The organism is Novosphingobium sp. MBES04 (assembly GCF_000813185.1).
In the GTDB taxonomy this organism is placed as follows: Bacteria; Pseudomonadota; Alphaproteobacteria; order Sphingomonadales; family Sphingomonadaceae; genus Novosphingobium; species Novosphingobium decolorationis.
The window spans coordinates 1,299,244-1,312,383 of the sequence record NZ_DF850488.1 but is presented as its reverse complement, the minus strand read 5'-3'; the positions used below and the strand labels follow the sequence as shown (position 1 = coordinate 1,312,383).

Genomic DNA, 13,140 nt, shown 5'->3' with positions numbered 1-13,140 from the left:
ATATCGCAGAGCTTGGAGCACACGCCTAGAACCTTTCCGGAAGAAAGCCACCTGCGCCGGGTCGGCGGGAAACCGGACGAGAGATATCATGAACATCATGGATGCAGCCTTCCTCGCGGATCATGTCTGTGACGAGGAGGTGGAAGACACCCGCGAGACGGTGCCCGATGACGTCCAGGACGCGGTGCGCACGCTGCTGCGCTGGGCGGGGGAGGACCCTGATCGGGAGGGCCTTCTCGATACGCCCGCGCGCGTCGGGCGGGCCTGGAAGGAATATGGCAGGGGCTATGCGGAAGATCCGGCCGTCCATCTGGGCCGCACTTTCGACGAGGTCGGGGGCTATGACGAAGTCGTGCTCCTGCGCGACATTCCCTTCCATTCGCACTGCGAGCATCACCTTGCGCCGATCACGGGGACGGCCTCGATTGCCTATCTGCCGCGTAACCGCGTGGTGGGCATCTCCAAGCTGGCGCGCGTCCTGCACGGCTTTGCCCATCGTCTCCAGATCCAGGAGCGCCTGACTGCGCAGATCGCCGAATGCATCCGGGACAATCTGGACCCGCTGGGCGTGGCGGTCGTCATCAAGGCCCGCCATGGCTGCATGACGGGCCGCGGCGTGCGCACGCACGGCGTTGACATGGTGACGAGCAAGATGCTCGGCTGCTTCCGCGAGGATGCGGGCCGTCGCCGCGAGGTCCTGGCCCTGATCGGCGGGGGCAAGGGCTGACCATGCGCATTGCCATCGTGGGAGCGGGCATGGCCGGGCTCGCCTGCGCCGGGCGGTTGTCGGGGCTTGCCGACATCGTCCTGTTCGACAAGGGGCGCCGTCCCGGAGGGCGTCTGACCTCGGTCGTGACGGACATATCCTCGTGGGATCTCGGGGCACCGTTCTTCACCGCGCGCGAGCCTGATTTCCAGGCGGAGGTAGCGCGCTGGCAGGACGCAGGCTGTGCCGCGCGCTGGCCCGGCGGCCCGCGCGGGGCCATGGTCGGCGTTCCCACCATGGCCACCCTCGTCGCCGAGCAGAGCAAGCGTTTCGACGTGCGCTTCGGCGCGCGAGTCCAGGCATTGGTTCGGGGCGAGGACGGCTGGAGGATCGAAGGGGAGGGCCTGGACGCAGAGCCGTTCGACAGCGTTGTCGTCGCCGTCCCGGCCGAGCAGGCCGCGCCGCTCCTGTCGCTTCACGATCTCGATGCCGGGCTGGAGGCGGCCTCGGTGCGTTCCACGCCCTGCTGGTCGGTCATGGTCGCGTTCCCCTGGGACATTCCTGCGCCCCGTTCCTTCATGGCGGACCGTGGCATTTTCTCCGTGCTCGCGTGCAACGCCTCCAAGCCGGAACGCGGGCCCTCGCACGGCTGGGTGCTCCATGCCAACGCGGCGTGGTCGCGCGCGAACCTGGAATGCGAGGCTGAGGACGTTGCGGAGCGGATGCTCGCAGAGTTCGCGCAGGCGCTCGGCACGGAACTCCCCGCGCCGACCTTCCTGAAGGCGCACCGCTGGCGCTTTGCCCAACCTTACGGGCAGTCGGGCCGGGTCCTGTGGAACCTGGAGCAGCACCTTGGGGCCTGCGGTGACTGGTGCCGCGCGCCCACGGTCGAAGGGGCCTGGCTTTCGGGCGTGCGGCTCGCCGATCAGATGCGCGCGAGCCTGCCGGAGCTCATCACCCAGGCGGCGGCCCTGCACGGGGCGGGTTAGCCATGGCCACGATGCGCAAGAAAGCCGATCTGCCAAGCAAGACCTGCCTCACCTGCGGGCGTCCCTTCACCTGGCGGCGCAAGTGGGCGCGCGTCTGGGACGAGGTGAAGTACTGTTCGGACCGCTGCCGCCAGAACCGCAAGGCGCCCTAGCCGCATGCACACCAGCAACGCTGCGGCCTTCAGGAAATTCCGATGACAACACTCGTGCCCGTGCTGGGCGATCAGCTCTCGTTCGACCTGTCCTCGCTTGCGGGGATGGAGGCCAAGGACATCGTCGTCCTGATGATGGAGGTCGCGGACGAGACGACCTACGTGCGCCATCACAAGAAGAAGATCGCCTATATCCTTTCAGCCATGCGCCATCACGCGCAGGCGCTGGTCGAGGCAGGCTACACGGTCGATTACGTACGCCTCGACGATCCGGAGGCCAGTGACAGCTTCACAGGCGAGATCGCCCGCGCCATTGCGCGCCATGACCCGGAGCGCATCGTCGTGACCGAGCCGGGGGAATGGCGCGTGGCGGCCATGATGGAAAGCTGGCAGACCCTGTTCGGCCTGCCCGTCGATATCCGTGCGGATACACGCTTCCTGTGCTCGCACGCTGAGTTCGAGGACTGGGCGGAGGGCCGCCGGGCCTTGACGATGGAATTCTTCTACCGCGAGATGCGCCGCAAGACAGGGCTCCTGCTGGACGACGGCAAGCCTGCGGGCGGGCACTGGAATTTCGACAAGGACAACCGCCAGCCGGCCGACGCCGACCTCTTCATGCCCCGGCCGCTACGCTTCGAGCCCGATGCCATCACCCGCGAGGTGCTGGCCCTCGTCGCCGAGAGGTTCGCGGACCATCCCGGATCGCTGGAGGATTTCGACTACGCGGTCACCGCCGCCGATGCCGATCGGCAGGCGGCGAGCTTCTTTGCCAACGCCTTGCCCGATTTTGGCCGCTACGAGGACGCCATGCTGCGGGGCCAGCCGTTCCTGTGGCACTCCATCCTCTCGCCCTACCTCAATTCCGGGCTGCTCGACCCGCTCGACCTGTGCCGCCGCGCGGAGGCCGAATACCGGGCGGGTCGGGCGCCGATCAATTCGGTGGAAGGTTATATCCGGCAGATCCTGGGCTGGCGCGAATACGTGCGCGGCATCTACTGGCGCGAGGGGCCTGAGTACGTGGAGCGCAATTTCCTCGACCACCGCCGGGACCTGCCCGCCTGGTTCTGGACGGGCGAGACGGACATGCAGTGCCTGCGCGAGGCGATCGGCCAGACCCTTGCGACGGGGCACGCGCATCACATCCAGCGGCTCATGGTGATCGGGAACTTCGCGCTTCTGGCCGGCTGCGATCCCAGGCAGGTCCACGAATGGTACCTGCAGGTCTATGTCGATGCCTACGAATGGGTCGAACTGCCCAACACGCTGGGCATGAGCCAGTTCGGCGATGGCGGCCTTCTGGGTTCCAAGCCTATGTTGCCTCGGGGGCCTACATCAACCGAATGTCGGACTACTGCGGGACCTGCGCCTACAACGTGAAGGAACGGGTGGGCCCCGTGGCATGCCCCTTCAACGCCCTGTACTGGCATTTCCTCGAGCGTCACCGCGACAAGCTGGGCGACAATCACCGCATGCCGCTGACCTACCGCAACTGGGACCGGCAGGACGAGGACAGCCGGGAGGGTATTCTCGCGCAGGCGCGCGCATTCCTCGCGGGCTGCGCATGAGCGCCTGCTCTAGGGCGCAAACTCATGCAATCGCTTGAGACACGCCGTGTCGTACGCAGACTGGCTCTCCTGATCGGACGGACCAGGGGCTGTACGCACACCAAGCTCCCTGCCGCTAGAGATGCCATCGGACGGCCTTTGAGCTTCTTCATTACGGCGGGCCAGATCAGCGATGGCACTGGGGCCCCGGCGTTGATTGATGACTTGCCAAAGGCGCAGTGGCTGCTGGCCACCCGCTACGACCTCTGCCAGACCATATTCATCTCAGCCCAGGCTCTCGTAGCGACCGTGCCATTCTGTGTCTGATCAACGAGTTACGAGCCTGGCGGCGCCGACGCACAGCGCGCTTTGAAGTGCCGGGGGGCCGAGGTTGGTCGCTCAGAGGGCGATTGGATGATCAAGGGCGCGGTCCGTCGGGTTCCAGATGGAAATTTAGAGCCGGGCGGTGGTGAGATGCGTGGGAAGCCGCCATTTCGCCATGCGGTAGGACCTCTCTCCGTCAGGCGGCAAGAATGCACGCGACACCATTACAAGTCCTCTTTTGAGAAGCGGCGCCCCTGCGCCGATCGGTGTCCCGATTTCACGCGATTGGCTGGGTTTCGCTCCGCACTCCCTCTCTCGATGTCACTCGCGCAAATTTCATGTCAGATGACATTTTTCACTTGCCGACCCAATTGAGTTAAAACTAAGGGAAATCTTGCAAGTCATTCTGCAAAAAAACGTTTTTTTGATAGTTCAGGTCTCACTTCAATCACGCCATGTGAGGGGAAATCCCCCTCACATGGCGTGATTGAAGTGTGGCGCGAGGCGGTGGGCAGCGCCTGTACGAAGTAACTTAGGGGTTGAATAGAGTGAAGCAGGTTGCGTCTTCTGGTGTGCTCTTGTGCCTGGCGGCATGCTTGGCCAGTTGTGGCCCGAAGGATCAAGATTCCGACAATGGTTCCCCTTCCGCAGCGGTGTCGACACCGTCTGCCGGTGGTCTCGATGCGGTGCGCGCGGCAATCGTTGCACGCAACTTCGGCCAAGCGGTGGAGCTTGCTCAGGCCGAAGTGGATCGCAATATTTCGGACCCGGATGCCTATTTCGAACTTGCCCGGGCTCAAGCTCTGGCTTCGAACGAAGGCCTTGCCCTTGATGCTCTTCGGAAATCAATCGAACTGGGCGTTTCCAATGCCGCACAAAGGCTGGAAGATCCCGCATTCGAGCAGATGCGGAATTCGGAGCGCTTCGCGGCAATTGCCGACATTGCCTACACCAGGGCGGAGCCTTCCAAAGGCACCACGGCGAAACGCGCTTATCGAAGCGACGTGAGCATCTCGAACAAGCCTGGCGGCGGCACGCATATTCAAGCGGGTGACGTCGTTCTCGATACTGATTTCTAAAGTACGATTTCCGGGCCATGTCGGCCCGCCTCTGACGTAGCCTTGGCCGGCTGGATCGTCCTGCCGGCCAGGCACAGTCTCTGTAATCGGAGCCATTCTATGAACCATGCCATCCGGCGTGCGCCTCGTCGTGCGTCAGCGCTTGCGCGCGCCCCCTTCACACGCGGCCTTGGCCTCGGCTTCATCGCGACGGCCGCCTTGGCGGCGGCTCTTCCGGCGCGCGCGGATACCGTTCAGGGCAATGGCAAGGCGCTGATCACGAAAGACAGCGCCTCCGTCCAGGCCCTGGCGAACCTCGAGGCTCGACGCTCGATTGTACGCGCGATGCTGACACGTACGATCGGTGGCGATCGCCTCTCCGAAGTGACGCCCGAAATGCTCGAGGAAATGGCCGGACAGATCCGCGATGACATGATCCACGCGCAGACCTCGGAACGTCTCGGCAATGATTTCGTGGTTCATTTGACTGCCGATATCGACGGGGCGTGGTTCGCCGGAATGCTCTCGGACTATGGGATCGACAGTTCCTCGCAGCGCGCGGACGGTGATCGCCAGTTGATCCTTGTCTATATCGACAGCGCGACCGGAACCGCCAGCGATTATTCCAAGCCTGCTGAAACCACCTACGAATACGACCGCAGGACCGGAGGCTCCTATTCCGATCAGTCGGAAGAGACAGCCTCCTCCAAGGAAGCGGCCGCCTCGAGCTACCGCCACGCCGCGGGATCCAGTCGCTCCTCGTCATCGGCCTCTCGCAGCCAGGACTCGGGCGCATTCCGCTCGCAGGGGGCTGGCGCCTATGGCGCGGCCAATGCCTATGGTTCGGCCGCGGGACAGTATCAAGGCTCGAGCGCGGGTGCGCACTCGGCTTCGGCAGCGCGCGCCTCGGCAAGCCGTTCATCCTCGGCGAGCGCAACGAAGGCCTCCAGCGCCTATGCCGCCTCGTCATCCTACCGCGACAAAACCGACATTGCCGCCGAAGTTCACGACGACGTCCACATCCGTTCGCATGTCGTCTATCAGCAACCGCCGCGCAGTGTCGATGGAGACGCCATCCGCAATGGCCTCAACGGGGGGCTCCTCCAGTACGACGTCCAGCCGGCAGACGCCTGGATGGCACTCTCATCCTACTTCCCCTCCGGCGTGCCACAATACGACGACCTGAAGCGGGACCCGGCCTTCGAGGGCTTTCTGCGCAGTCTCAAGGCGCGCAACACCCCCTTCTTCATGGGGGGATCGTTTACGGTCACCCAGGAAGGGCGTGATCCGGCAAGTGGCTACCTGCTGTGCTCGGGCAACCTCGATGCAGGCGCTGCGGCCAGCGCCGATGGGCGCGTCATTGCGTCCAATACCTTTCCCGCCCGCGCGACCGGAAGCAGCCCGGAGGACTGCGCCTCCGTCCTGACCCGAAAGCTTGCCGATCTGGCCGCGGCTGGACTGGGACCGCAAATCCAACGCTACTGGCGCAACCAGGCTCGCGCGGCGAAGGGCCAGGATTCGACCCAGCTTGCCGACTACACCCTCGTTCTGCACGCCGCCGCGCTCGACATGAACCTGCAGCAGGACCTGCTTGACGCTATCGCGGCAACCCAGGGGGCCGATCTGCAGGAATTCGTTTCATCGAACGCGCAGGAACTTCGCGTGACGGTGCGCTACGCGGGCGCCATGCCCTTGCAGTTCGCGCTCTTCGGCCAACTGCGCCGCAAGCCTGCCTTTGCCGCCATGCAGTCGAACGTTCAGGGACGCGCAATCACCATGTGCCTGTCCGCGTGTGGAGCCGGTTCATGAAGCGGATCTGCAAACCCTCTCGGAGAGGCGTCACGATGGCCCGCTGGAAGGCTCCCCTCGCGGCCGGGGCGGCACTGGTACTCACAAGTGCCGGTTTTCCCGGCCTTGCAAGCGCAGGCGAAGCTTCCTTGGCGGATGGTGACAATCCCTGGCTCTGGGCCGCTCCCGCCCTCTACGGCTTCGAAGATGGGACGTGCAGTGGGGATGCCCCTTCGCGCCAGATCGAGGGATCGATGATCGATCCGGTCTATTGCCCCGCACTGGGCGAAGAGCAACGTATCGATATCGGACGTGCATTCGCAGCCGCCGTGAGTTCGAACTTCTCTCAAGTCGAGGCCGAGTTCGGTGCCCACCTGCCGGATGGCGCCACGCCTTCAGCACGGCTGCGATCGACGCTGGCGGTCTCGCTGCGGCTTGGTCGGGCGGGCAAGGCGCTGGTCAGGCGGCCTGTCGGCATCGATGCCTATACACCTATCACGCTCACCCTGGATATTACCAATCCTTCCAGCGGCGAGGTTGTCTTTACCCGTAGCCGGACCACGATCGTCGAGGGTACATTTGCGACCGGCGACGTCGATACGCAACTGCTCGCACAGTTTCCCGAACACCTTCGTGCGGCCATGCTCGCGCTGGTCGCGCAGGCTGGCGCCGAGTTCAAGCCATATGCGCAGCGCGCCGAAGTTGTTGGCGAGGTCAGCCTTGGTGGTAGTCAGAAGGGGTATGTGATCAGCAAGGGCCGGGATGCCGGCCTGCGTCGCGGGGATGGCATTGGAGGAACCGGGACGATCGTGCAGGCTGGAGCCGACTATGCCATCGTCACCAGCGCCCTTGGATCCTACCAAACGGGGCAAGTCCTTTCACGAACGGCCTCTGCTCCGGTCGCGGCGCTAGCTCGTCCCAGCGTTCTGGTGTCGGTCGAAGAGGCGCCGGAAGGCTATGCCCCAGAGTGGCTCTCCCAAGTGCTCGAGGGTGAACTGGGCGCGGGATCTGCACTGTCCCCGGTGCCTGTGAATCCGGCCTTTTCCAACTTGAGGCGCTTCGCTCTGGACGGAGCAGGCTCCAACCTTGATCTCGATGACCGTTCCCTGCCCGACTACGTTGCAAGTGTCCGTCTCGTCCTGCTTGGTCACGTCGAACGGCCAGGTCGTGTCCGTGGTGTCACAGTCGAACGCCACGAGGCTCTCGCTTTCGTCACTCTTGTCGACGCCTCCGGGCGCGCCGTCGCGGCCTGGGAGGGCCGTGGCCTGATCCGGGATGAGGTGAAACACGGTGTGCGCTTTCCCACCGAGAAGCGAAGCGACGAGGTGCTGCGCAACGCGCTCGTCGATGTGGCCAGCAAGATGGCGAGTTTTCGGCCCCAACCGGCAACCCTCCCCATCTCGGGTAGCAAGGGCACCTTCGAAATCGCCGATGCCGCGGGACTGTTGGGAGCAGGGACGACTGTTCAAGTCCTGCACCCGGTCCGCGGCTTCTCGAGCGTCGCTGGAGATGTGATGGTTCCCATCGGAATGGTGACGACCCGCACGGCCAGCGCGAAGGGCATTGAGGCCGTCGACAGCGGTGTGCAACCACTTCAACTGAAGGGGCATGACGTTGTCGAACTGGAAAGCGGCGGCGTGCCCCCCGCCATGCGGCTGGCGGTGGGCGAATGCCCCTCTCCCTCCGGACAGAGCGTGGATGATCGAGGCCAGATCGGGATGCCGGTCTACGGCAGTGCTGCCCCCTCGCTGATCGTCGGGAACATGCCCGCCGCGATCCGTCCGACCTCCCTTGCCGCACACCTTGCCCGCTTCGCACCAAGCTTTGCGGGTTGGTCGACGTATGCGCCTGCAAAGCGTGCGCAGATCGATGCCTGCTTCCGTCCCGTGATCGCCATTGTGCCCGACACCGGAGGCTATCAGGTCTCCGTTGGCTACACCCTCCACGCCGGGAGTGATGCGTCCACACGTCCGATCGGTTCAGGTGGTCTGGGCGTGACACTCACGCCCACACCTTTGCCCCCGGACACGGCGCCTGAATTTGTGGCGGGACGTCTGCAGATGGACCTGGTCGATCAGATCCTGCCCCTCGCCGCGAAGGCCGCCACGATGCTCAAGCCGCAGGGTTGAGAAGCCCTGCCATCCCCGTTTCCCAATTTTTCCAACCGGAGAAAATCCAAGACTATGCGTAAGACATTTTCGGCACTTGTTGCCTTTTCCGTGCTCGCGATGCCGGTCGCCGCTTCGGCCCAGTTCGGCGGCCTCGCCAAGAAGGCGCTGGGCGGCGGCTCCTCGGGCAGCAGCGTGTCCAAGGGCGATGCGGACGGGTTTCTCAATGGCGCGGTTCTCTCGACGAAGAACGTCATGATCTCGGCGCAGCTTCTTGCAGACGCGTTGCGCGGCCGGGAAGACATGGCTGCCCAGAAGGCCGAAATCGCGTCGATCAGCGAATCCAAGGACATTGGCGCGGTCAACGCGTCGAAGGAACGTTTCAAGAGCGACCTCGCCGTTCTGAGCGCGTCCAAGGACCTTTCCGGCGATATCCAAGGCAAATATGCATCTGCGAGCTCTGCGCAAAAGGAACGGATCGCCAAAGCCGTCGCGAACCTCGCTCTTGGGGCCTATCGTAATGTCGGTCTGGCCGGTCAGGCGCCGGGCATGATCAGCGGCGTGGGCTCGAACCCTCAACTGATGAAGCGCGTTGGGGACTTCAAGACAGCCGGTAGCCTGCTCTCCATGCAGGCCAGCGCATTCACCAAGATCGCGCCCGCTCTGCCCAAGGTCATGACGGCGCTCAAGATCAAGCCGCTGCCCGAAGCCGAAACGACCGAGCCTCGCCCCATTACCTTCGCGGCGGCTGAGTGACATTCTGCCGTTCATATGACGCTTTGCTTGGCGGAAGGGTGCGCCCAATCGCGTGAGGGCTAAGCTCACACCGTGTGGAGGTTTGCGGGCGCTTGCGTCCGGAAACCTCCATAAATGGTGTCAATTGGCCCATCAGATCTGCCCCACCGATGGGCTTTGATGATGTGACCGCTCTCCCGACGGCCTTGATGTGCGAAGGTGGGTCTGGATCTTTCGTGCAACCTTGAATTGGTCAGGTTCAACCACCTCTTCGGGGATCAGGAAGAGTCCTTTGGCTGCTCTGCCACCTGAAACTTGGACCATTCGCAGCTAGAGTTTTGGGCTGTAGATTTCCTTGGCTGGGCAAGGAGTCGTGTGATGAAGGCATCGAAGTTCACGGACGCGCAGAAGGCGTTCGTGATCAAGCAAGGTGAGGAAGGCGCGCCAGTTGCGGAGATCTGCCGGAAGGCCGGGATCAGCCAGGCAACTTACTTCAACTGGAAGAAGAAGTACGCTGGGTTGATGCCATCGGAGATGCGTCGGCTACGCGAGCTTGAGGATGAGAATGGACGTCTGAAGAAGATCGTCGCGGACCTGACGCTGGATCGCGGGATGCTGCAGGATGTCATCAAGCGAAAGCTTTAAGGCCGGATCGGAAGCGTGAGCTTATCGACGCGATTCGGCAGGATTGGTAGGTGACGATCCGCAGGGCATGTTCGGCTCTGCCGTTTGATCGTTCGACCTATCATTACCAGTCCCGCCGTACTGATCCGGCCTTTTCTGAAGAAGCGCATCAAGGAAATCTGCTAGACGCATGTCCCCGCCAAGCCATGCCGAGTGCACGCGGCGGATCGTCAAGTCCATCGAAGAGGGCTGGCGCAGCGACTTCGAGGTCACTGTGGAACCGGTTGAATTTTTGACCGAGCGGCCACTCTCCAGATTGGGCGGGAGCGGGTCCGGGAAATGCCTCGCCAATTGCCCCTCCTACTTCGAGAGAAGGAGACTTTCATGTACCTGGCCAACACCTTCTATCGCGCGACCACGGCTTGCATCCTGGCCACGGGCCTTTCACTTCCTGCCGCGAGGGCTGCACGGCGCCCGAAGGGGAGTGGAGCCGCTTCTCTTCATGGCTTGCGCTTCGCGGCCCCGATGACGAGGGCGTCTATCACGCCCGCATAGACGTCCGGGAACGCGCTTGCGATGGCGAAGATCGCCACCGGCTTACGGACTGCCACCGTAAGGCTGTCCACTGGTTGTGCCAGCGTATGCGGCGCAAGGGGGAAACAATCTTCGCGATCCCGGAAGCTCCTGCCGCCTGCTCACGGCGGATTCTGGCGACGATCCGCAATCAGGCGCGGTAAGACGCATTCACAAGGCCAGGTCGCGAAGGCCTTTTTCGATGATCTCGCGCGCGGCGGTCGGCGCAAACGGAAACGCGGCCAAAAAGGCCCTCGCATCGAGCGCCGGGTCCAGCTCTTTCGCACGGGCCAGCCACAGCTTCGCCTGCTCGCAGTGCCCGGCAAGGTGCAAGGTCAGCGCCGCGATCAGGGCAATGTGCTTGTGCGCGCCGGGCATCATCGCCGAGCGAACGCCGAAATCGGCGGCCTCCTCAAGTTCACCAAACTGGAGATGGGTAAGCGCGCGTCCCGAAACCATGGCGTAGCCAAGCGGGTCGAGCGGGCTCAGCTTCAGAGCCAGTGCCAAGTCCGCATCGGCCTTTCCGGCCTGGCCCGCCATCATGGCCACCAGGCCGCGGTTGTAGACGCCTTGCGCAAAGTTGGGACTGAGGCCCGTGCATTGATCGAACCAGGCGATGGATTGCTCCAGCTGGCCTTCCAGCCAGAAGCAGCGTCCGATGTTGAAGTGCGCGAAAGGATCCAGGCGATCGGCCTCTAGCGCGCGCTGCGCAAGCGCATGTGCGGCCTGTGTCTCGGCCGCGAAATCCCCCTCGAAGCGCAGGAAGGCGTTCTGGAAATGCGTAAAGGAAAGCCCTCCCAGCGCCCTTGCGAACCATGGGTCGCATTCCAGCGCCCGCTGGAAGAGGCGTGCGGCCTGCGTGTTGTCCCCATGGGTAAAGCGGTACATGTGGTCGAGACCGAGATGAAAGCTCGCCCACGCATCGAGGCCCGAGGCCGGTCTTGCACGTGCGAGCCGAACCTCGTTCCTGGGAATCTGGATCTCCAGTCCAGCAACGATCTTCGTTTCGATTTCGGGGCGCAGCGTCTGCAACTCGCCAAGCGGAAGGTCGTATTTCTCGTTCCAGACGATCCTTGCGCTGGCGACTTCGACCAACGAGACCGTGATGATCAGCGCGCTGGCGGTCCCTTCCATCAACCCGGTGAGGCAATAGCGCACGCCGAGCTGGCGCCCGGCCTCTGCAGGGTCCACATCGCCTCCCCGAAACCGGAAGCTCGAACCGCGCGCGATGACGAAAAGCCAGGGAAATCGCGCCAGGTCGAAGATGATATCTGCGGGCAGGGCATCGGCCACGACCTGATACGCACCGGCCTCACCGACGAGCTGGAATGGCAGGACCGCGATCGAGGGACGCCCTTCACCCGGCTCGCGGCGAGCCTGCAATGGGTCACCCTGGAGAGCATCGCGGGCTTGGGGGCGGGGAACCACGACCTCGGCGGCCACCTTGGCCGCGCCGGAGCAGAGGGTGTCAGCCTCGGCCACGAAGCGGAAACCCCGGGCATGGACGGTGCGGATCACCTTCTGGGCGGTGCCATCGTCGTCCACAGCCTTGCGCGCGGCCTTTATGCGAGCCGCCACCGCGGATTCCGAAACGATCCGCCCATCCCAGATCCGCGCGATGATCTCAACCTTGCCAACCAACCGCGCGCGGTTCTCGGTCAGCAGCAGCAGCAGTGAGAGAACCTGGGGTTCAACATGAACAGGTACGCCGGCGCGGCGCAATTCGAAGCGGGCCGCATCGAGCTCGAAACGGCCGAACAGATAGGTCTGAGGTTCGAATTCGACCACGCCCCTCCCTTCTGCGGCAAATCTTCACACAAAGGTCAGCCATCTTCATGGGAACGTCAAGCTTGGCCGAAATCCGCGTGTAGATTGCGATCGCCAACAACGAACGGTGTCCACGCAAGGCGCCGCAATCTAAACAGGAGAACACACATGCCTTTCGTAACAATCGATGTGATCAAGGATGTCTTCACCCCCCAGCAGAAGCGCGCCCTGATCGACAAGGTGACGCAGGCCATGATCGATGTGGAAGGCGAGGCTCTGCGCCAGGTGACCTGGGTCCGCATCATGGAAGTCGAGCAGGGCGACTGGGCCATTGGTGGCCAGCCCCTCGGCGCGGCGGATGTCCATGCGCTCGCGGGGAGGGATGCCGCCTGAACGCGATCGCGCTTTCCGGGATGATGCGGCCGCGCCGAAGCGTGCGGCCGCATCTCTCTGGACTCGCTGGAATGGGGCCCGGAATTGCGGGCGGCCTGTCCGTTCCAGGTTTGATTGGCTGTGTCCGCTTCGCCTCGAGCTCGTCTACGCGGATCCCGGGTTAGGACGCCCTTGTTACACCTTGCCGTTGCTCAAAATGCGAGGCGCTTGCCCTGACGTGCGATCCAGAACCGCACGGGTAGCGTCCGGCTCTCCTCCAACTCGTAAGCGATGGTCTGGGCCGCAGGTTCCCTGGCCGGGGCGAGCGATGGTTTGATGTGGCCGATGACCACATTCAGCCCGCGCAGGGCGTCGGTGTCGCCGACATGCCCGGCAAGCC

At 63.7% G+C, this 13,140-nt stretch carries 10 protein-coding genes and 3 pseudogenes; 11 read left to right on the top strand and 2 right to left on the bottom strand.

All coding sequences use genetic code 11. From position 1 onward, the window contains the following. Positions 1-97 precede the first annotated feature (97 nt). From folE to MBENS4_RS24625, 10 genes and pseudogenes are all read left to right on the top strand, one after another. Complete coding sequence (gene folE, locus MBENS4_RS05760; RefSeq protein WP_052322328.1) at positions 98-727, top strand: GTP cyclohydrolase I FolE; 630 nt, start codon at positions 98-100, stop codon at positions 725-727. Between the two features lie 2 nt (positions 728-729). Next, positions 730-1,695 (top strand): NAD(P)/FAD-dependent oxidoreductase, encoded by a 966-nt coding sequence (locus MBENS4_RS05755; protein ID WP_039389371.1) that lies wholly within the window; start codon positions 730-732, stop codon positions 1,693-1,695. 2 nt (positions 1,696-1,697) lie between these two features. Beyond that, on the top strand, positions 1,698-1,847 hold the full coding sequence (locus MBENS4_RS24635; RefSeq protein WP_084591969.1) for a DUF2256 domain-containing protein: 150 nt from the start codon (positions 1,698-1,700) through the stop codon (positions 1,845-1,847). 42 nt (positions 1,848-1,889) lie between these two features. Beyond that, positions 1,890-3,412, top strand: a pseudogene (locus tag MBENS4_RS05750) (cryptochrome/photolyase family protein). 69 nt (positions 3,413-3,481) lie between these two features. Then, positions 3,482-3,655: pseudogene (locus MBENS4_RS26470) on the top strand (IS5/IS1182 family transposase); the annotation flags it as partial. Between the two features lie 608 nt (positions 3,656-4,263). Further along, positions 4,264-4,794, top strand: coding sequence for a TPR end-of-group domain-containing protein (locus MBENS4_RS05740; protein WP_144400854.1), 531 nt, complete (start codon positions 4,264-4,266; stop codon positions 4,792-4,794). Between the two features lie 99 nt (positions 4,795-4,893). Then, complete coding sequence (locus tag MBENS4_RS05735) at positions 4,894-6,582, top strand: hypothetical protein (RefSeq protein ID WP_052322027.1); 1,689 nt, start codon at positions 4,894-4,896, stop codon at positions 6,580-6,582. Between the two features lie 35 nt (positions 6,583-6,617). Beyond that, positions 6,618-8,690, top strand: coding sequence for a hypothetical protein (locus MBENS4_RS05730; protein WP_052322026.1), 2,073 nt, complete (start codon positions 6,618-6,620; stop codon positions 8,688-8,690). A 174-nt stretch (positions 8,691-8,864) separates the two neighbouring features. After that, complete coding sequence (locus MBENS4_RS05725) at positions 8,865-9,425, top strand: hypothetical protein (RefSeq protein ID WP_144400853.1); 561 nt, start codon at positions 8,865-8,867, stop codon at positions 9,423-9,425. 357 nt (positions 9,426-9,782) lie between these two features. Beyond that, positions 9,783-10,211, top strand: a pseudogene (locus tag MBENS4_RS24625) (transposase); the annotation flags it as partial. 561 nt (positions 10,212-10,772) lie between these two features. Here the strand turns inward: MBENS4_RS24625 and MBENS4_RS05715 are convergent. Continuing rightward, positions 10,773-12,389: a winged helix-turn-helix domain-containing tetratricopeptide repeat protein gene (locus MBENS4_RS05715; RefSeq protein WP_052322024.1), complete on the bottom strand. Its 1,617-nt coding sequence runs from the start codon at positions 12,387-12,389 to the stop codon at positions 10,773-10,775. Positions 12,390-12,536: 147 nt separating this feature from the next. On the opposite strand from MBENS4_RS05715, the gene MBENS4_RS05710 reads away from it, so the two are divergent. Beyond that, positions 12,537-12,761: a tautomerase family protein gene (locus MBENS4_RS05710; RefSeq protein WP_039389368.1), complete on the top strand. Its 225-nt coding sequence runs from the start codon at positions 12,537-12,539 to the stop codon at positions 12,759-12,761. Positions 12,762-12,952: 191 nt separating this feature from the next. Here MBENS4_RS05710 and MBENS4_RS25695 read toward each other — a convergent pair. Beyond that, a partial coding sequence (locus MBENS4_RS25695; RefSeq protein ID WP_039389367.1) for a hypothetical protein occupies positions 12,953-13,140 on the bottom strand: 188 nt, incomplete at its 5' end.